A 20,132-nucleotide genomic window follows, 5' to 3' on the forward strand; every position below is an offset into this window, starting at 1 on the left:
CCACCCCTCAACCCCTCCCCGATGCCTTGGGCTACCGTGTACACACAAATCGAATTACCCCCCTTAATCCCCCCTTATAAAGGGGGGAAACACGAATCTAGTTCCCTCCCCTTGTAAAGGGGAGGGTTAGGGTGGGGTAAGGTTATATTAACTTCGCTGTGGAGAAGATTGTTTCTGTTTTGAAACACCACGCTGAGAGTTTAAAAATGGGGGAATGGGACAGTCTAGCGTCATTGCGATCGCTCTTAGTAAATCTGCTTCTGATTGTGTAACTTTATTATCCAAAAGTACCGTGTGGGCGCAGGTATCAACAATAGCTTGCTTCAGTTTGGGACTGGCAAGACGGAGGCGCTCAATACTCTTCTTAAGTTCAGTGAAATTACAGGTTAGTGGCATGTCTGGTTTCTCTTGCTCTCCGGCTTTGGGAAGTCGAAAAACTCCAGAACGAAAAGCATAGGCGATGTCTTCGGTGGAGGCATCGGGTTGGGAGTATCCAATGCGGGCAATGACGGACAATACTAATAAACTATCTGGCCAAATCTCTTCTATAGAGGTAAATTCGACTGTTGTCGCAGATGTGGGATTTATACTAGGTTGGAGGCGATGCCACAGGATTAACTGCAACACAAAATGCCATAGTGATAAACTTCGGGTAGCTACAACTAAACCGTGGACGCATTTGCACAACCTTTGGCATTCTTTGGCAGAGTTTTGACGCAATACGGGTACTGCTAAATCTACAAGTGGCAAGCGAATTCTGGGATCTAACTGGCTAATTTCGCTGCTCAATTCTAGGGCTTTTTCTACCAACTCAGCAGGCTGCACCTCGCGTAACCAAGCAATTTGACGTTGTTGGATATCGATATTTTCAGTATCTAACGCTAGCGCAAAAGCGATCGCCATTGCACTTTCCTGCTCCCGCACACCCAAGCGCAGAGATTCCGGTAACTGCGATAACAGCGCTTGAGCATGGGCAAGATGCTCTGGTGTGACGCTTCCCACCTGGTTTACAACCTGTTCTGGTGTGGGGCCAGAACCACCAGCAAAGCCCATTGTTAAGGATTCCTGGGAGGGGGAACGCACCTGATTGCGAGATGGCATTGCTGGTAAATTGCTGACGTTCAAACCCCCAACGCGGCGAATACGTTCTGCTAAGGGTGGGTGGCTAGAAAACATATTTTCCCAGAAAGAGGCGTTGAGGGCGTTGCCAAAAAACATGTGGCTAGCGGCTTCTGCACCCGGCGCAATCAAACGTGAATCCATCCGTTCGAGTTTTTGGAAGGCTCCGATAAGTCCATTGGGGTTGCGAGTGAACTGTACAGCCGAAGCATCGGCAAGAAATTCCCGTTGGCGAGAGACTGCGGCTTTAATCAAGCGTCCGCAAAGTAAGCCAATACCGCCAATTGCCATCAGTGCTAAACCAAGAGCCCAGATAGGTAAACCCTTGCCTTCCTTGTCTGAACGGAAGTTACCACGAATGCGCCACAACAATTCCCCGGTTATGTAAATGAACAAAATCCCGTGGAGTAGTCCCACCAAACGCAAATTCAGCCGCATATCTCCATTGAGAATATGACTGAATTCGTGGCCGATGACTCCTTGTAGCTCATCTCGGTTCAGGTGTTCCAAAGTTCCACGGGTAACTCCAATTACAGCATCATTGGGCGTAAATCCGGCAGCAAAGGCATTAATCCCGGTTTCCCTCTCCAAAAGATAAACTTTTGGGACAGAAATACCAGAAGCGATCGCCATTTCCTCGACAATATTTAATAGTTGTCGCCCTTGTTCATCGGCTGTATCTGGTAGCAGGAGTCTTCCCCCCAACTCTTGGGCAATTACGCTTTTGCCCTCACGCAGATAGGCAATTTTGTACAGACTTCCGATTGCGATCGCACTTATTGTAATCCCAGCCACGTAAAGAAATATCCCTGGATGCCACCAAACACGGGGAGCCATGCCAAACAGAAATAAAGTGGCAATATAAATCGCCATAATCATAACTGCGATCGACAGGGAAAATAACCCAATTAATTGTTGCGTGTTTTGGCGTGCCCGATCCTGATGTTCAAAGAAATTCATAGACACCTAAAAAGACACGCGTGGAGCATTTCTAATTTCTGGAGTAGCTTCGGGGAGCAATTCTGCAACAGTAAAGTTAAAAGTATTGGCCACAAGGTTGCTGGGGAAAGATTCGCTCTTGGTGTTGTAAAGTGTCACCGCGTCATTAAAAGCCTGACGGGCAAAAGCAATCCGGTTTTCAGTGGAAGATAATTCTTCCATAACCTGAGTCATGGCGCGATCGGCTTTCAATTCAGGATAAGATTCTGAAAGTACCAATAAAGATGAGTCTACTTGTAGCAAGTTGGCTTCGTCGTCTGTAAAATTAATTACGCAAATCTACTAATGTAAAATTTTTTAAATAACCGCAGAGGTGCAGAGAACGCAGAGAGAAATAATTTCTTCAAATTGTTTGTGAATATCATTTCTCCTTTCTTTGTGTACTCTGCGTCTCTGTGGTTGATTAAAAATTGTAACCAGATAAGTCACCTATGAATCTGAATAAATAGGGAATAACCACTGACAGCAAAAATAAAAAGGATAGCGGCAGGAAAAATTACTACATCTCTAACAATAAATAAAATCCAATCTTTTCTTAGTTCTTGTTTAAACTTGAGTTCTCGCAGTTTACGCTCAAGTTCTACATCTTCTTGTGACTGCAAATTGTCAGGTGACAGAATTAGTGGGTTGTCGCCTTTGCTGGCAATTATTTTTGATAAATCTGTTTTATCTGTCATGCTATTTAGATACCAATAATTTCAGCTTCAAGATTTTGGTTATCATCTGCAATCTCGTTTTACCGATAGATTGCATCATCGATTGTGGCTCGGAAAAACTCGCCCTCTGACTCAAACCGCTTAGTGCCGAAGTACCATCCAATTCGCAGACGAGTCGGAATAGTGTAGCCAGAGAATGTGCCTTCTTCCTCCATAATTCCACCGAAGTCCATATAATGAAACTCAGAGCCATCAAGTTTATTCCAGCGCGGCAGCTTGAAGGTCTTGAGCCGACCCGTTTGATCGATAGTGAAATCTAGTTCTGCTCTCTCGCCTTGCACTACAAAACTGGAATGTAAATGTGATGAATCCGTTGTTGTCCATGACACATCATCACTACAAAATACAGATGGCAAACAGATTGACTCAGACTGAAGACGACCAACAGCAGACCGTGTAATATCGGAACCCGAAGCTATCATCACAGGGAACAATCCTAAAAGTTTCCATTGCATTGCACCTACACCGTCTATAATTCGATCCGATCCCACAATTGGCAAACCATTCATCCATGCCGTAGCGCTCCAAATCAGCCCATGCTTCCAGCAAATGACTTGCTCTGCTTTGAATGGAATCCAACTTTTCAATTTGATTTCGCCGTGCATTTGCAATCGAACCGCAGATGCGATCGCCGTTCCAGGAGCGATCGCGTGTTCGAGATATCGTTTTGCTGCTTCTGGCAAATGAGCGAATTCGTCTGAATGAAATACACGATCGTTAGATGTCGCTGAATCCCATAGCGTATTAAGAGAAATCTGTTTAGCCATCATTACACCAGTATTTTTAATTCAGAATTTGATAGATTGTGATGATAAAAATAATTATGAAAATAGATGTATAGATTGATTTAGTATATTTGGCTAACCAACTTGGAAGATAAATATCAAAATTGTCCTTTTTGGAATTTGAATATTTTCGGGCAAGCAGATTTAATGGCAGTGTAATTTAAAGGTTAGTAGGGTTAGCCCTTCTAGAAATACAAATCCATAACCAATCCAGAGCCAGAAATCGAGCTTATTTGCGATTGCGGCATAAAGCATATAGAAAATCACAAAGTTGAAGAATACCCAGATCAACGTGTGAATGACTTTAATCAGCGTCAATTTTGTTTTATTTTCCATATTGGTTTTAGTGTGACAGATGGTTGTTTTATTTTCTGAATAAATTGATTGAATATGATATAAAACTTAACGCTCGATGTATGAGGGAAACTTTATTGATCATTGCCGTATGCACTTTGAGCAAGTCAAAATCTTTAGATAGCTGAGAATAAGTTTCATCACAGTGTCAAGCTTATGCTGGCTCGTTCGGTATTATGAAGTGCAATTTGCCACAAGCAAAGCTACGCGATCGCTCTATCTTGTAAAGAATGCCAAAGCTGTTATGACTCGTATTATGCTAGTCGTCTAGTCGTCTAAAGATTTACTTTATAAATGGTCTCAAAGGCGCACAATATTATTACCTTAAATATTGCCAGTCGGTTACGTTCTCAATTGCGGGGTGGGGCTTGCGATGTCTTTATGTCAGATATGAAAGTCAAGTTAAGCGCTGCTAATCAAAATCAGACGATATTTTATTATCCTGATGTAGTAGTTACTTGTAGCTCTGAGGATCGAGATAACTATTTTGTGAATTATTCTTGTGTGATTTTTGAAGTGTTGTCACCAAGTACCGAGGTAAGCGATCGCCGCGAAAAGCTGGTTAATTAACAGACTATTGGTAGTTTACAGGAATATGTTTTAGTTTCGCAAGATGAGATAAAAGTGGAAGTTTATCATCAAGATTTGCCAGGGAATTGGACAAAGGATATTTTGGGAATTGAGGATAAGTTGGTTTTAAATTCGGTCAATTTATGGCTAACGATGACAGATATCTATGAGAATATTTTTTGATTTTGGCAATCGCTACCTACATCTCAACGCGTAATGTCTGCGACGGGCTACGCCTACGCTAAACCTGTGTAATTCATTTTGAGACTGATTCAGTGATTCGTTATAATATTAGACGATAAACTTTGCTAAAGAGGGGAAATGCATGACTAGCCGCGAGCAGCTTATCCAAGAACTTGCAGAGGTTCCAGATGAGTTAATTAAAGTAATGTTAGATTTTTTGCATCGGGTTCAGGTAACGCGTAGTCATCATCCTCTAGCAAAATTTGCTGGTATTTTGAGTGATGATGAGGCGGCTAATTTACAGGAAGCAATTCAAGCTGATTGTCGTCAGGTTGATTTAAATGAGTGGTGAGATTGCATTAGATACTTCTGTTGCAATACGTTTTTTGAATGGTGATCCTGATGTTGTTTCAAGGGCGTTGGCGTTACCAGAAATATTTTTGTCGGTGGTAGTAGCGGGAGAGTTACTATTTGGGGCTGAGAAATCGACTTGACCGTTGAAAAATCTTCTTCGATATTTGGAGTTTATGGAAGTTTGTACGGTTGTGCCTGTGGAAAAGAGAACGGCAGTTATCTATGCTCAGACTCGTTCGGCTTTTAAGCGCAAAGGACGACCAATTCCTATGAATGATGTTTAGATTGCAGCGCATTGTCTGGAACATGGTTGGGTGCTTGTGACCGATGATTCAGATTTTGATTATGTGGATGGATTGCTTATAGAGCATTGGTAATGATGGCTATTATGTTTTGCGATCGCCTTTTCCCGTCATCTGAGCGCGATCGCTTAAGTCTGCAATATTCAACAGCGATCGCCTATCACCACAGATAAGTAAGTCGGTGCTAATATTTCAAAGTCTTTGATTTGATGAAAATTGAACTAGCGATCGCTATTCATCAATCAATATTTAAACCTAACCTACAGCAAACTCAGTATCAGAACGCACTCTAGCAGGTTGAAAACCCAAAATTAATAAAAGCTAAGTTAAAAAAGGTTTGATAAACAAAATGAGGTACTGCTAAATATAAAATTCGCTCTGGATCTTCATTTTCTAAAGCATATCGATAATCTAAAAACTGTCCATGCGCCAAATGAAAATCAGAAATCCTTGAGGGACTAATAAAACTTTTCACCTCAACCGCAATTTTCTCATTTCCCCTTTGAGCAGCGATCATCTGTTCCGCCCCAATGTCTATATACATTTCAACTCCACCTATACGCAATTCGTATGGATCGTGAGTATTTGCCATCCGTCTTTTTCAAGAGCGCGTTTAATTTGCTCGTGATACAAATCTTTTGCCATATTATGGGTTGCGTTGAGGAACTTGAGCGATCGCTAATAAATTACGGCACTAGAACATTTTAGCTAAAATTTGACGGACTCAAAACCTTCAGCGTGGTTGCCATGTACGAAAAACCTATGCTGTATGTATAGCATTCGCTATCGTACCAATTACAAGATTGCGATCGCGGCGTTCTTGGGCTTGGAGCAATGCCTCTTGCACCGAAGGCACTAGCCGTTTTAACCGTTGCTAAAGTACATAGTCTGTAGCTCCCCGCTTGAGCGTTTTGATCGCTAATTCTTCACCCAAGTTGCCAGAGACAAAAATAAATGAAATATCAGGACGAAGGTACCAGGCAATTTCCAGTGCCGAGATCCCATCGAATTCTCGCAATGTATAATTTGCTAGAATCAGGTCAAACTCATGAGTTTCCAAAGTTGCAACAAAGCTAGAACGAGTTTCTACCCGCAGCACTTCACAGTCAATATTACCATTTAGCAGTATGGCTTGAATTGCCTTTGCATTGACTGGGTTGTCTTCGAGCAAGAGAAACCGGAGTTTTATCATTAAGCGCCCAGAAAGCTACTGATTACTACTTTTTACAAAGTTTTTATAAAGCGCATGAACGAATGCCAAGTGATGGTATCGAACGATGTCGGGTCTAGTAAGTAATTGTACAGAAAAATTTACACATGAGTTCTTGACTAGATAAGGATTTCAGGTCAAAATTATGTAATTAATTTTGTCTTTACTATCTTTTGGCATCTCGGTAAGTCTAGATTAGCTATACCCCTATGCCCCATGTTTTTGTATGTAATTTTAGCTGGATTTCTGGAAAAGACATGATGCCAGATGTAGAAAACTTCAGATATTACTTGAAGCTAAAAAAGCTCAAGAGGGAGCGAAAATAGAATTATGGTATTAGTTAAAGAGATAACAGTAGGTAGTACAATCGCAGTTCGTGGATTAGATTTGCAGTTGTTTTGGCAATTAAATCAATTAGTTCCTAATTCATTAGTCAGTATTTCCGACTTAAATATTAATAAAGGTGAAGGGCTTTTCCCTTACTGCCAGCTTCCTGCGCGGAATGCCTTAAAAGCAGCATTGATAGCTTACGCAAAACCTTTGACTATTAATAGTGCCTATCGTTCTGTCATTGCCCAAGCAATGCTTTATAGCCAAAAGCAGAGGGGATTAATTAATAATCTAGTAGGATATCCAGGAAAATCAGACCATCAAAAGGGTGGGTCTTTAGACATAGAAGAGTGGGCAAAAGTGAAATCTTTAATGACCAGTCATGGATGGAAATGGACTTATGGCGACAGAGATCCAATGCACTTTGATTGCACATCTAATGAAATTAGAGATATTCGCCCCAATTCAATCAAAGCTTTCCAAAAGCTGTGGAACAAGGCAAATCCAAATAAACAGATTGCTGAAGATGGAGATTTAGGGGATAAAACCTTAGATTGTATTTATAATTCTCCTGCTGAAGGATTTTCAAACGTGGAATATCCTAGAGTTTTAAAGCTGACAAGCCCATTACAACAAGGAAAAGATGTAGGCAAAATACAATTAGCTCTTAGAAAAGCTAATATTCAATTACAACAAGCCAACCAGGTATTTGACCAAGCTACAGAACAAGCTGTAAAAGCTTTTCAACAGTCAAAAGGGTTGTCCCCCGATGGTGTAGTAGGCGAAGAAACTAGGAGCCTTTTACAGTTAAACTAATAGTCGGTAAACTTTCAATGAAATGTGCAATGGGTATCTATTAAAACCTCTAGCTATCTACCTCTCTTTATTGAGAAGTAGATTAAGCTAATCGCCATTCATTTTTCCAGAATGATTCCCAAGAATTATATAGCTCTAGCTATCTAGTACCTTCCAAAAATTTATTATTTAACTTCTTCATTCCAGATACCTACCTTCTCAAATTCTGCATAAGCAAGCTTCAGAAAGTTTACTACTCTCTGTCTTCCTATAATTCCAAATTCTTTATTCTCTCTGGCTTCAGCAAAGGTCATTCTGTTTTGGTCTATTATGTTTCTTTCTTTATATGCTAGTTTCGGGAAATCTATAACAATAATTTTATATTTTTTGATTAGTTTCTGTATATTCACATCTGAATCTACATGTTCCCAATCATCACACAGCCCTAAATTGCGTATCAGAATATGAGGTATTTTTTCCCCGTAGCTATTCACTGACTGTCCAAACAGGTTAAGACTATCATATCCTCCTGTAGAGACAAACCATTTGCAAAAAGTCACTCCCTCAGAATTCCCTAGTTCAATTAACTGATTTCTTTCTATCCAGTCATAGACTGCTCTATGTGATTGTGCTGCCAAATTCACAACTACTGGCTTATTTGTCGCCATCTCAAATATTCTATCTGCCTTATCAGCCTGCCGCTCATTCTCGCTAAACACTGCATACTGACATATTCCCTTATAGACTCCTGCCACATCTGGATTTGATCTATCTGTTTCTACTGGTACAAACGGGATTTTCTTATCCAGAAAGTACTGAATCATTGTCCTAGTTACCAGAGACTTCCCTACTCCACCCTTTTCACCATCTACCAAATGAATCGTCGGCATAACACCCACCTCTAATACTGATTAAACTCACTCAATATATCTGAACTAGGCTTAGAAGTTTTTGGCGTTTGTCGCCTAGTAGTTTTAGCAGTTTTCTGAGAATTCTTACCCCCTTTTGACAATGATTGCTTCTCTTGTGACTCCTCTGTTAATTGACCTACATCTTTCGGAGCATTTTGAGAGTCCTCTGTTACTCCTATAATTGCTGGTGTTACCGATGATTCTGTTGAAGTCTGAGTCGAATCTTCAGGATATAAAACTTGTTTTGGTTTAGCCCTTCGCTGACGAGAACGCTTTTCTTTTTCAATCTCAGTTAAATATTGCTTAAGTGTCGCTGCGGAAACTTTTATTTCTTGCTTCTCCAGTAGCTGCGATAGGTCTTGATAACTATAGCCTTTCTTCAGTGCCGATTGAAGTTGTTCACGCAGAAAGTAAATACTCTCTCGCAGGGATAATTCCTCTTTAGCCTTCTCTTCTAGCTTCTCTAATTCTCCCAGTGTGGTTTGGAGTTTATCAATTGGAATCTTCTGCCCTGGAGTTGTGCGTACCATTTTTGATGATGACTGAACTGAAAATTTCATTAATCTTATCACCACATGTTCTTGTGTGGGTGATAACCACATACACATTAATGAAACTAAGCTCTCGCCCCAGAGCGATCGCATCTAATGCGGCAAGGAATTTTGGCTTGGGTATTGGGAAATCATAGCGCAGAAAGATTTAAATCATTGTGGGAGGGAAGTTTGCTGTTGGGAGTGCTATTTTTACGAACTATACGCAAAAACAGCAACTGATTCGTAAACTTCGCATAGCAACACTAAAACCTTTAACATTCGGCTTTGTTGTAGCAGCAGTATTGTGCAACTATGATCGGGTGATGTCTACAAAGGGCTGCGCCTACGCCCAAACTTCTAATCCTCAAACGTTACTGCCTGGCCGGGTAGAAGATACCCCTGGCATTCCCTTACCTTCGGATGTACTACCCGATCAGCCAACTCTAGGATGACAAAATCATAATTGTCACAGTTGATGAACAAGATATCCAATCAGTTGGTAAATGGCCAATTCCGGACTGGTCATTAGCACAATTAGTAGAAAAATCCAGGCGCAACAATCCCGCGCCATCGGTTTGGATCTCTATCGGGATTTACCGGAAGGCAGTGGATACGATCAACTTGTAAAAGTCTAACGAGGCTAAATCATCCGACTAATTTACCTGTAACCCTTATTCTATCGCTGAACAATTACAATACTTCATACCACTTGTGCTTAGATTTGTTAAATTTAAGTCTTACTTTATCACCTTGCCCACTGAGAAATCTATCGCTTTGGCATTGAATAGTAGCAGAATTTTCAGGTAGTTTGACTTTCTTGTTGATAGTTCCACCTGTAACTATGTAGAGACGTAGCACTGCTACGTCTCTACAAGGATTTTGGTATCATGCAAAATCATTTTCATACATGGAATCAGCAACGCCAAATGCGGCAAAGACTATTTGCAGATTTAAATAATTTAAATTTCAAATCTGCATAGACAGATGCAAACCTCTAATGGTTATGGCAAATATGCAACACAAGCTTGAGGCGAAAGCAGCATGATCTGAATTTTGGAGAGAGGAAGCGATCGCCTCCTCTTTTTTGCGTATTTAATCGATTATGCTAGATAGAGAACTTTTTTTATAGCGTCGGCTAATTACCAAGCTTGCTCCTATTAAACCCACAAAAATTAAACTTGTAGTCGCCGTTGGTTCTGGAACTTCTTGAGCAGTTTGCAAGGTGAAATTCAGTTTAGCTAAACCTTGAGAAGGGGTTCCAGGGGGATTAAGTTTGTCTTGTTGGGTAAAAGTGATTGTGCCTGTAGCATTTTGGAATAACCCTATTCCCCCAGAGATGGTAATAGTACCACCACCTTTGATAATGCCTTCCGCAAAATTTATTTCAGCGCTGTCACTCGCTTTACCAAATAATTCATTAGCACCGCCATAATACCTGTCAGAAAATGCAAGTTCTCCTTCTAAACCAAACACGCTTGGATCTGAGTTAAAGGTATATTTATTAATTGATGGGTTTTCAATAGGCTCAAGTTTCCCATAGGTATTACTAAGAAATAAATCTAACCCATAAGGAGCCGATTTGGTACTTTCACCTTTGATAGTTGCTCTAACAATTCCTAAGTCTGGTCTGAAGGTTGGGTCAATAGTGACAAATGTATTGTAGTCAGCACTAAACGTATAATTATTATAATTACTTTGTGCTTTCGCACTTTGCATATTTAAGCCTAAACTAACTATAGTCAAGGTCGCAGGAATCAGCCAGCCTATAGGTGAACCAAACATACTTGTCCTTTTTTGATTAAAATAACAAAATTACCTAACCTAATGTAGGAATTCGGTTGAAATTAAAATCCCCTTGATAAATAGTTGTTGATGTTAACTAAACATTTTTTGATGTTAGTTAAACTAAGGTTTTTAAACCTATAATTTTTTATTTTAAATTCATTTATTTCCAATTTTAATGATTTATTTTTTGGTATTAAATGAATTATTTTTAGATCCAACTGCACAAAATACAACAGAATTCAGAATTCATATTAAGTCCAGTTAATCACTTATAATTACCGCATCTGTGCAAAAATCGGAAAAGCCTCTTTCCCCCTGCGGACTAAATGATAAGCCTTTAGCCGGACACGATATCAGGAGTCAGAATCGGCTACACCCTACACCCCACCTAACGGAACTCAAACATTTTTAAGAGAGAAACAAGCCTCAAACCTATGCAGGATAAGGTAAATACACCAAATCCTCAAAAATAGCCTAAACCGAGATATATCAAAAAACTAAGCAAATCGATGTCAATGTCCTTCTGTATATGGATTTAAGGCTCTTTTTTAGTTAATTTTGTCTAAGTCCCGTGATCGAATACTGGTCAGAAAACTTTTTGTGAATTTCTGCGAAAAACTTGAACTTGAGTTTGATAACTAGATAATAAGCTCTAATGATCTAGGTATTAAGCATCAAGTTATGGATTCGGGTATTAGAAATTTAAACAGTCAGAGACATCTCTAGACTACTTCTGCAAGTATTTCACCAGGAGATTTTCTATGACAAATGTCCACACGGTAAGTAATCTAAACCAACAACTCCAGCATCTCGTTGCCGAAGCTTGTTCGCATCCAGCAAAAAGTTTGATGCGGCGGCAAAAACTTAGTGAGATAGTTAGAGTTGTAATGAAATCGGGCAAACTCTGGAAAGAGAATACAGCTTATTATAATGATGCTCTGCAACAAACTTGGTTATATTTTTGCCGGAACCCAGAGCAGTATAATCCTCAAAGTTGCAGTGTGATCACCTGGCTCGACAATTGTCTCAAGTGGCGACTGCAAGATTTTCGCTCTAGAGAAGCCCAAATTCAAGCTAAGACTATTCCCCTATCTAGCTTGGAAACTGAAAATACAACCGGAGCAATCGAAAACTTGCCAGCAGCAGCTGATATTCCACCAATTTTGGAAGAAACTTACCAATGGGCTTCTACAGATCCAGACAATGACTTAGCTAGGACTCATGTTAAAGGACGCCCTGAGATAACCTGCCAAATATTAATCCTGCGACGCCTACCTCCAGAAACCCCCTGGAAAAACATTGCGAAGGAATTCAATTTACCTCCATCAACTGCGCCCAACTTCTATAAACGTGAATGCTTACCTCGCTTACGAAATTTTGCTCTCAGGCAAGGGTATCACGAAATTTGAAATTAAGGCAGAGATATCTAAAGTAGGAAACTATCTATAAAATGGAAGGAAACTTATGATTCATAGCACTAAAAACTTAATAGAAAAATCTATTCCGGTAGCTATTACCCAAGCAGCACTCAAGATAGCAGGCTTTTTTGCTGATGAACAGGTAACACCAGAAAAGAAAAACCAGGTATTTCTTAATACTTTGGCTGTATGTGCGGTAAATGATTACATGGAAATAATGAACATTGCCACAGACCCAAGGACCAGCGATAGTTGGAATTGTGCCATGCGCTATTATGCAGATGTGGCAGACCTGAAGTTGAGTGGATTGGGTTACTTAGAATGTCGCCCTGCAAGTCCTGGTAATCTCTGCTATATTCCACCAGAAGTCCCGGATGATAGAATCGGCGTAGTTGTAGTTGAGCTAGATATAGAACATCAACAAGCAACTCTAATCGGGTTTGCTAAAACAGTAAAAGCTGGTGAACTTTTATTTGATGAGTTACAGACTATTGAGGATTTACTTGCATATATTGATTCACTTGAAAGCAACGCCACGGAAGTCAAGTTGGGTTACTGGTTACAGAATATAATTGATGCAAGTTGGCAGCCGATAGAAAAAATTTTAGCATCAAAAACACCACAATTAGCTTTTCGTTATCGGGACGGAGTGACGCGGGGTAAGCTGATTGACATCGGGATAGAACTTCCGGGACAATCGCTGGCATTAGTTGTTACACTCACACCAAAAAATTCCATAGAAATCCAACTGAAATTGCAGGTGCATCCATCCAATGAGCAAGCTTACTTACCTAACAATCTCATCGTTAAAGTGTTAGATGAGAAAGGCACTAATGTTATGGAAGCCCACGCTAGAAGTGGCAGTACTCATGTCACACTAGAGTTTAATGCTCAAACAGGAGAACATTTTAGCGTTAACTTAGAACTGGGAAATACTAATATTATTGAAAATTTTGTTATTTAAGCAAATACATTGGTTGATTTCTACCCATGCAGAAGTTGGTTGTGTTAAAGCTAGATGGTGATTTGAGCCAGGGGGTAAAAGTCACACTCGAAATTGGGGCAGAAGGCGATCGCGCCAGTATAGAAGTTCAAGGCTATCTGACTCCAAAACCAGAGATCATTGCAGATTATGAGCTTTGGCGAATAACCTATCGCAGTTTATCAAATTTTCGCCTTACACCTGTGAACATTCATGTCGGAAGTTCTCTTAATGAGCATCTTAAAAAATGCCGCGAGTTAAACGAAAAGTTAAGTCAGCAAATGAATAGTTGGCTCAACTGTAACTCATTTCGCCCACTCAAAGAGAAATTACTTAAGCAGCTAACATTAGATGATACAGTTCGCGTACTAATCAAAACGAGTGATATCTGGCTACGTCGTCTCCCGTGGAATTTATGGGATTTTTTTGAGGATTACTCTCAAGCAGAAGTTGCCTTAAGCGCACCAGAGTATGAATATCTAGCAAAATCAAAGACAAGTACTATTGGAGAGAAGGTAAAAATCTTAGCAATTCTGGGTAATAGTGAGGGAATCTTAATTGATAAAGATCGAGAGCTATTGGAGATGTTACCAGATGCAGAAACAACTTTTTTGGTTGAACCACAGCGCAACCAGTTAAATGAACAAATTTGGGAGCAAGACTGGGACATCTTATTTTTTGCAGGTCATAGTGAGAGCCTTGAGGATGGTAAGAGCGGCAATATTTATATTAATAAAACAGATTGCTTGACAATTGATGAGCTAAAGTATGGTCTTTTGAAAGCTGTCAGCAAAGGGTTGCAGTTAGCGATTTTTAATTCTTGTGATGGACTAGGACTAGCACATCAATTAGAAGACTTGCACATCCCACAAATTATCGTTATGCGGGAGGCAGTGCAAGACTTAGTAGCACAAGAATTTTTAAAAAATTTCCTCAAAAAATTTTCCAGTGGTGAGTCTATGTACTTAGCAGTACGAGAATCAAGGGAAAAATTACACGGCATTGAAGATAAATATCCTTGTGCAGTTTCCTTACCTGTAATTTGTCAAAATCCAGCAGCAGTCCCACCGACTTGGAAAGATTTTTTGAGAAATCCCCAACCAGAAATTAGCAAGCCTCAAATAAATAAATATAGAATTCAAGCACAGTTACGGTGGCGTAGTATTAAAGTAATACTGTTATCAAGTTTGGTTATTACTGGTTTGGTAATGGGGGTGCGATCGCTTGGGTTATTGCAACCATCAGAATTAAAAGCTTTCGACCACATGATGGGGCTACGTTGGGAGGAAAAACCAGATTCGCGTTTTCTGATTGTCACTATTGATGAAGCGGATATTCAGTATCAGAATCGCATGAATATGAATATGCGATGGTCACTTTCAGACCAAGCACTTGCACAATTATTAAAAAAACTAGATCAGTATCAGCCAAGCACTATTGGCTTAGACATCTATCGTGATTTCCCTGTAGACTCTAATAGTGCAGATTTAGCAACTAGGCTACAACAAGATAAACGCCTTTTTACTGTATGCAAAGTTTCTGCGGCTCTTGATGGTGCGCCAGAAGGCACTCTTCCACCGCCTGGAGTTCCAGAAGAACGCCAAAGCTTTAGTGATTTTGTTGCAGATGATAATGACATAGCCCGCCGTCAGCTTTTGCATTTAACACCTCCTTTAACATCTCTCTGTGCGGCAGAATATGCTTTTAGCCTCCAAATTGCGCTTCATTATTTGGAGGCTAAAGGTATCAAATCATATATCAACTCACAAGGTAACTTGCAGATAGGCGACGTTGTATTTAAGCAATTAAAATCTCATACTAGCGGCTACCAAGGAATCGATGCATCGGGTTATCAAGTGCTAGCAAATTACCGTTCGCTTTCTTCTCCTCAAAATATTGCTCAACAAGTATCTCTCAGAGATATTCTTAACAATAAAATTAATTCGGAATTAGTCGAGTTATTGAAGGGGCGGATTATTTTAATTGGTGTTACTGCTCCAACTACTACTGATTACTGGAAAACTCCTTATAGTGCTAAAGCAGAGTCAAATCAAAAGCTGATACCAGGGGTATTTGTCCAAGCTCACATGAGCAGCCAGATTCTCAGTGCTGTTTTAGATCATCGACCTCTGCTTTGGTGGTGGCCGACTTGGGTTGAAGCACTCTGGGTATGGGGATGGTCATTATTAGGAGGAATTTTAGCATGGTATATTCGGCATCCTATACGTCTGGGAGCAACTGGGGTAATAATGCTATTTTCATTATTTACTATATGTTTTGGGATTTTTACTCAGGCAGGGTGGATACCACTTATTCCACCAGCATTGGCATTAATATTTACACAAGTAGCGGTTGTGTCTAGAGATATTCGTAATCAATAATTTTCGCAAAAAACTTTTTATATATTTACATTGATAATGTTATTATATCAGTATTAACACGCTAAAAACCTCAGAATAACACCATGTAAAATTGTAAAGAAATATATAACTTCTGATTCCCAACCTAGTAATATTATGTCTGCTTAAAGACTAATCATTAAGACTGTAGGAGGCAGGAGCAGTTAAAAATAGGGTTTTCCGATTGTTGCATAGATGTGATAACCCTAACTTATTAACTTGACATAATATGAAGAATATTTACAATTCTTTGCTTACCTCAAAATTATATATTTGAGTGGAAATTACATCAAGCATTTTATAGTTTATATCTATTTACTAGTACATCAAGTTTAAATTGATGGATAAGCAATTGCACTACCTCTGATCAAGATGAACACCTTAGTGTCAATAAAGCTGAAAGTAATATTAATAATGCTTACTTGTTGATATTAGTTTAGGCGTAATTATTTATTGTACAGCCTGAAGATAAGTGTAATAAATGTATTTTTTATACAATAAGTGCTTGGGCATCGCTTTAATCATTGGGAAACAAACCAAACAAGAAACTTTAATTATTCGCTTACGCACAGCTCAGTTTTTTTGTCAAGATCAATTTAGATAAACTTACTTTCCGCAATCTTATATCTTTCTAGTGTAGTTAAAATTAGTAAATTATTGCAATGTCTTTCATAATCACGGTAAACGTATTCCAATAATAAAACCCCTTTAGTTTGGGCATTTTATGGTTTCGGCTAGTTTAAATCAATATCCTTACACATTAAGGGTATCCAAAATTACGTGTGTTTGCCCTGCTTTTATAGCTGTTTATTTTCTATTAGTGACGTTTATATTACTTTTGTCAAAGGAGTATATTGTTGATGAAACTTACTTACATTATGACATTAGTACTTCTTGGATTGGTAAGTTCCCCCACAAGGGTTTCGGCACAGGTAGATCAATTACTTAACCAATCCTTTGTTAATACACCTAGCCAGTCTAACCGTCCAAAATTTCCAGATAACGGCGCACCTATTGGACGTCGTAAAGGAGGTACAAGCCGTGATGGTTGCACTCCCTTGAACACGCCAATTACTGCTTTAGTTCCTGGTGAAGAAATTGCAGATGAATCAAAATCTTTTTTGGCATTCACAATTTCTGAATATCCAACTTTTTGGGTTTTTGTACCGGAATTACCAAAGAATGCTGTTCTTGGAGAATTTTTACTTCAAGATGAAAATGATAAAAACATCTACAAGACATCTTTATCACTACCACCAAAGGCTAGTGTTGTTGGTATTAAGTTACCACATAATTCAGAATCTGCTCTAAAAATAAATCAAAAATATCAGTGGTATTTTAAAGTTTTCTGTGGCAATTCGCAGCAAATATCAGAGTATTTTTATGTGAAAGCATGGATACAGCGTGTGCCGTTAAATTCTGATCTTGAAATTCAATTGAAAAGCACACAATCAAGAGAATATGCTACTTATGCTCTTAACCAAATTTGGCAAGATGCTTTAACTAATTTAGCTACTCTGCGTCGTTCTGATCCCAAGTCAAACATTTTTACAGAGGATTGGACGCTTTTGTTAAAAGATGTTGGTTTGGCAGAATTTGCAACAGCACCGATTGTAGAACTTGAGAGTGACGAAAAAGCCATCACTCAATCAAATTAGTATAGTAAATATGGCTAAATTGCCAGTATTATTGCGTATGCTACAATCCTATTTAAGATTTTTGAAATTTTTCTTGCTGCTATTTGGAACAGCCATACTGTGCATTTTTAGTTCACCTGCTTTAGCAACTTTTTCTCACATCAGCCTAAATATTCCACAAACTAAGATTCAAAACTCACCTGCCTTAGCTCAAACCTTAGTAGAACAGGGTAAAGCTTTGTATGAGGCGGGTTTATTTACTGAAGCACTTCAGGTTTTAGAACAAGCTGCTATTGGCTTCTACAACACAGGAGACAAACTTAACCAAGCTATAGCCTTAAGCAATCTTGCCTTAATTTATCAACAGCTTGGCAAACAGACACAAGCAGAACTTGCAATTAGCCAAAGTCTCAATCTGTTAAAGAATTTAGATAGCTCAAAAGAGCGTGCTGCAATTACAGCGCAATCTTTAGATGTACAAGGAAAATTACAATTAGCGCAAGGACAAACTGAAATTGCGTTGTCCACTTGGCAAAAAGCTGCTGATATATATGAGCAAATAGGCGATAGGGCGACATTAACTCGTAATCTGATTAACTCTGCTCAAGCTATGCAGGCTTTAGGGCTTTATCGCCAAGCAGAAAAAACTTTAACAGAAGTTCAACAAAACCTTACTACTCTTCCAGATTCATCGCTCAAAGTTGCTGGACTAGATAGCCTTGGCAATGTCCTACGAGTTATTGGTGATTTCAATGAATCACGAAAAGTTTTAGAGCAAAGTTTAACTCTAGCAACAGCTATAAAATCTCCAATAGCTATAGGTGATACCTTCCTCAGTTTAGGTAATACAGCCTTTGCCGAAGCAAAAACTCAACATGAGGTAGGGAATACAGACCTTGCTCAACAAGAATTTCAAGCTGCTTTAAACTTTTATCAGCAAGCGGCTATAAATGCGTTAGGTAGTACGCGTATTCAAGCACAGCTAAATCAACTTAACCTACTTCTAGAATTTTTCTCTAAAAAAGAAGCCGCAAATACGTTTAAACAAGCTTTATTCTTGTCTGAGCAAATTCTGGCTGAAATTAATAAATTGGTTCCTAGCCGAAACTCAGTATACGCTCGGATTCAATTCGCTTCTATTTTAATGGATTTAACACAGAAAACCAATGCACCTATTTTATCAAATTTAAATATTGCCCAACTCTTGTCTACCGCGATACAGGAGGCCCAAAGCCTAAAAGACCAGCAAGCCCAATCTTATGCTCTTGGAACTTTGGGTCGTCTGTATGAAAAGAATAAGCAGTTAGGTGATGCTCTAGAACTAACAACAAAAGCTTTATTTATTGCTCAAAGTATTGATGCATCAGACATTCTCTATCAGTGGCAATGGCAGCAAGGACGTTTACTCAAGCAACAAGGAAATCTCAATGCTGCACTCAAGGCTTATGATACAGCTTATAAAACTTTAGAATCTCTTCGCGGTGATTTAGTTGCTAGTAATTTAGATGTTCAGTTTTCTTTTCGAGAAAGTATAGAACCTATCTATCGAGAGTTAGTTGAATTACAGTTACTCACAGAGAATACTCAAGGGGATCAACAGAGTAGTCAATACAATCTTAAACAGGCACGTAAAGTCATTGAGTCGCTCCAACTTGCAGAACTGAATAACTTTTTTCGTTCACCTTGTTTAGAACCAATTGTAGAGATAGACAAAGTGGTGGAGCAGGATAAAAAGGCAGCAGTTATCTATTCAGTTATTTTACCCGATCGTTTCGATATTATCCTTACCTTGCCTAATCAACAATTACAGCACTATACCACTAAGATACCTCAAGAAAAAGTAGAGAGTACTGTTACTTCATTACGTAAATCTTTAACAGATGTCGCGGGTACTTATGAAGTGAAAGAACAGTCCCAAAAAATATATGACTGGTTAATTAGACCAGCCGAAGCTGAATTAGTTAAAAGTGGCATCACTACTTTAGTTTTTGTATTGGATGGGGAATTAAGAAATATTCCGATGGGGGTTCTTTACGACCCGCAGCAAAATAAATATCTCATGGAGAAATATGCGCTCGCTTTAACTCCTGGTTTACAATTGTTTAATCCTAAACCCTTGCAAAAAGTACAGTTAAATGCTTTAACTGCCGGAGTGGGAGAAGCACGTTCTATAGGAGGTCAGAAATTTTCAGCCCTGAAAAATGTAGCACGGGAACTCAAAGAAATTCAAACTGAGGTTCCTAGAAGTGAAGAACTGTTAAATCAGCAGTTTCTCGATAGCAACTTGCTAAAACAATTGCTTGCAACTCCATTTTCTATCATTCACTTAGCAACTCACGGTGAGTTTAGTTCAGATCCGGAAAGAACTTTTCTTCTCACCTGGAATAAGCTACTGAAAGTTAAAGAATTTGATACTCTATTACGAGTTAGCGATAGAAATAGGTCTGGTAAGATCGAGTTACTTGTCTTGAGCGCTTGCAAAACTGCTGTTGGGGATCAGCGAGCTGCTTTAGGATTAGCTGGCATAGCTGTACGAGCAGGCGCACGCAGTACGCTAGCAAGTTTATGGTCAGTGGATGACCAATGGACTGCTAAACTTATGAGCGAGTTTTATCGAAACCTAAATACTGGGATCAGCAAAGCCCAAGCACTCCAGCGTGCTCAATTAAGTGTATTTGCTAAACAAAAAAGCCCTTATTTCTGGGCACCTTATGTTCTAGTAGGAAATTGGCTTTGAGATACACAATTAA

The 20,132-nt window shown here is 39.2% G+C and carries 18 protein-coding genes and 2 pseudogenes; 11 read left to right on the forward strand and 9 right to left on the reverse strand.

All coding sequences use genetic code 11. The features are described 5' to 3' along the window. Positions 1–147: 147 nt before the first annotated feature. From LC608_RS06155 to LC608_RS06170, 4 genes are all read right to left on the reverse strand, one after another. Positions 148–2,079, reverse strand: a complete 1,932-nt coding sequence (locus tag LC608_RS06155; RefSeq protein ID WP_229552688.1) for a M48 family metallopeptidase — start codon at positions 2,077–2,079, stop codon at positions 148–150. Positions 2,080–2,085: 6 nt separating this feature from the next. Then, positions 2,086–2,397, reverse strand: a complete 312-nt coding sequence (locus LC608_RS06160; protein WP_308189839.1) for a LemA family protein — start codon at positions 2,395–2,397, stop codon at positions 2,086–2,088. 146 nt (positions 2,398–2,543) lie between these two features. After that, on the reverse strand, positions 2,544–2,795 hold the full coding sequence (locus LC608_RS06165) for a hypothetical protein (protein WP_229552690.1): 252 nt from the start codon (positions 2,793–2,795) through the stop codon (positions 2,544–2,546). 59 nt (positions 2,796–2,854) lie between these two features. Continuing rightward, positions 2,855–3,604 carry a DUF6544 family protein gene (locus tag LC608_RS06170; RefSeq protein WP_229552691.1) on the reverse strand — a complete coding sequence of 250 codons (750 nt, stop codon included), beginning with the start codon at positions 3,602–3,604 and terminating at the stop codon, positions 2,855–2,857. Positions 3,605–4,267: 663 nt separating this feature from the next. Here LC608_RS06170 and LC608_RS37210 point away from each other — a divergent pair. The 3 genes from LC608_RS37210 (at position 4,268) to LC608_RS06185 (ending at position 5,220) form a co-directional block, all read left to right on the forward strand. After that, the gene (locus LC608_RS37210) at positions 4,268–4,543 is read left to right on the forward strand and encodes a Uma2 family endonuclease (RefSeq protein ID WP_308189836.1); all 276 of its coding nucleotides are present in this window, start codon (positions 4,268–4,270) and stop codon (positions 4,541–4,543) included. 325 nt (positions 4,544–4,868) lie between these two features. Beyond that, positions 4,869–5,078 carry a hypothetical protein gene (locus tag LC608_RS06180; RefSeq protein WP_229552692.1) on the forward strand — a complete coding sequence of 70 codons (210 nt, stop codon included), beginning with the start codon at positions 4,869–4,871 and terminating at the stop codon, positions 5,076–5,078. Then, a complete protein-coding gene (locus LC608_RS06185; RefSeq protein WP_229552693.1) occupies positions 5,068–5,220 on the forward strand; it encodes a PIN domain-containing protein in 153 nt (50 codons plus the stop codon). The genes LC608_RS06180 and LC608_RS06185 overlap by 11 nt, the downstream gene beginning before the upstream one ends. Positions 5,221–5,671: 451 nt before the next feature. Here the strand turns inward: LC608_RS06185 and LC608_RS06190 are convergent. Then, positions 5,672–6,027: pseudogene (locus tag LC608_RS06190) on the reverse strand (XisH family protein). A gap of 229 nt (positions 6,028–6,256) precedes the next feature. Then, positions 6,257–6,574 (reverse strand): response regulator, encoded by a 318-nt coding sequence (locus LC608_RS06195; protein WP_229552695.1) that lies wholly within the window; start codon positions 6,572–6,574, stop codon positions 6,257–6,259. A gap of 348 nt (positions 6,575–6,922) precedes the next feature. Here LC608_RS06195 and LC608_RS06200 point away from each other — a divergent pair, with 348 nt between their 5' ends. Then, entirely contained in the window at positions 6,923–7,738 is an 816-nt protein-coding gene (locus tag LC608_RS06200; protein ID WP_229552696.1) for a peptidoglycan-binding protein, read from the forward strand. Positions 7,739–7,902: 164 nt separating this feature from the next. Here the strand turns inward: LC608_RS06200 and LC608_RS06205 are convergent, their stop codons facing one another. Further along, positions 7,903–8,607, reverse strand: a complete 705-nt coding sequence (locus tag LC608_RS06205) for a mobilization protein (RefSeq protein WP_229552697.1) — start codon at positions 8,605–8,607, stop codon at positions 7,903–7,905. A gap of 11 nt (positions 8,608–8,618) precedes the next feature. Next, the gene (locus tag LC608_RS06210; protein ID WP_229552698.1) at positions 8,619–9,188 is read right to left on the reverse strand and encodes a hypothetical protein; all 570 of its coding nucleotides are present in this window, start codon (positions 9,186–9,188) and stop codon (positions 8,619–8,621) included. A 149-nt stretch (positions 9,189–9,337) separates the two neighbouring features. Here LC608_RS06210 and LC608_RS06215 point away from each other — a divergent pair, with 149 nt between their 5' ends. Both LC608_RS06215 and LC608_RS06220 read left to right on the forward strand, forming a co-directional pair. Then, on the forward strand, positions 9,338–9,613 hold the full coding sequence (locus LC608_RS06215) for a hypothetical protein (protein WP_229552699.1): 276 nt from the start codon (positions 9,338–9,340) through the stop codon (positions 9,611–9,613). Then, positions 9,612–9,793, forward strand: a pseudogene (locus tag LC608_RS06220) (CHASE2 domain-containing protein); the annotation flags it as partial. The gene LC608_RS06215 and the pseudogene LC608_RS06220, both read left to right, overlap by 2 nt. Before the next feature lie 460 nt (positions 9,794–10,253). On the opposite strand, the gene LC608_RS06225 reads toward LC608_RS06220, so the two are convergent. Beyond that, positions 10,254–10,943, reverse strand: coding sequence for a hypothetical protein (locus LC608_RS06225; protein ID WP_229552700.1), 690 nt, complete (start codon positions 10,941–10,943; stop codon positions 10,254–10,256). 764 nt (positions 10,944–11,707) lie between these two features. On the opposite strand from LC608_RS06225, the gene LC608_RS06230 reads away from it, so the two are divergent. The 5 genes from LC608_RS06230 to LC608_RS06250 all read left to right on the forward strand — a co-directional run bounded on the left by LC608_RS06230 (position 11,708) and on the right by LC608_RS06250 (position 20,119). After that, on the forward strand, positions 11,708–12,355 hold the full coding sequence (locus LC608_RS06230) for a sigma-70 family RNA polymerase sigma factor (RefSeq protein WP_229552701.1): 648 nt from the start codon (positions 11,708–11,710) through the stop codon (positions 12,353–12,355). Between the two features lie 55 nt (positions 12,356–12,410). Continuing rightward, on the forward strand, positions 12,411–13,328 hold the full coding sequence (locus LC608_RS06235) for a DUF1822 family protein (protein ID WP_229552702.1): 918 nt from the start codon (positions 12,411–12,413) through the stop codon (positions 13,326–13,328). Positions 13,329–13,354: 26 nt separating this feature from the next. Continuing rightward, a complete protein-coding gene (locus tag LC608_RS06240) occupies positions 13,355–15,727 on the forward strand; it encodes a CHASE2 domain-containing protein (protein ID WP_229552703.1) in 2,373 nt (790 codons plus the stop codon). A gap of 878 nt (positions 15,728–16,605) precedes the next feature. After that, entirely contained in the window at positions 16,606–17,403 is a 798-nt protein-coding gene (locus tag LC608_RS06245; protein ID WP_229552704.1) for a DUF928 domain-containing protein, read from the forward strand. A gap of 37 nt (positions 17,404–17,440) precedes the next feature. Further along, positions 17,441–20,119 (forward strand): CHAT domain-containing protein, encoded by a 2,679-nt coding sequence (locus tag LC608_RS06250; RefSeq protein ID WP_229552705.1) that lies wholly within the window; start codon positions 17,441–17,443, stop codon positions 20,117–20,119. Positions 20,120–20,132 lie beyond the last annotated feature (13 nt).

Origin of the sequence: Nostoc sp. XA010 (genome assembly GCF_020829625.1) — a bacterium.
GTDB lineage: Bacteria > Cyanobacteriota > Cyanobacteriia > Cyanobacteriales > Nostocaceae > Nostoc.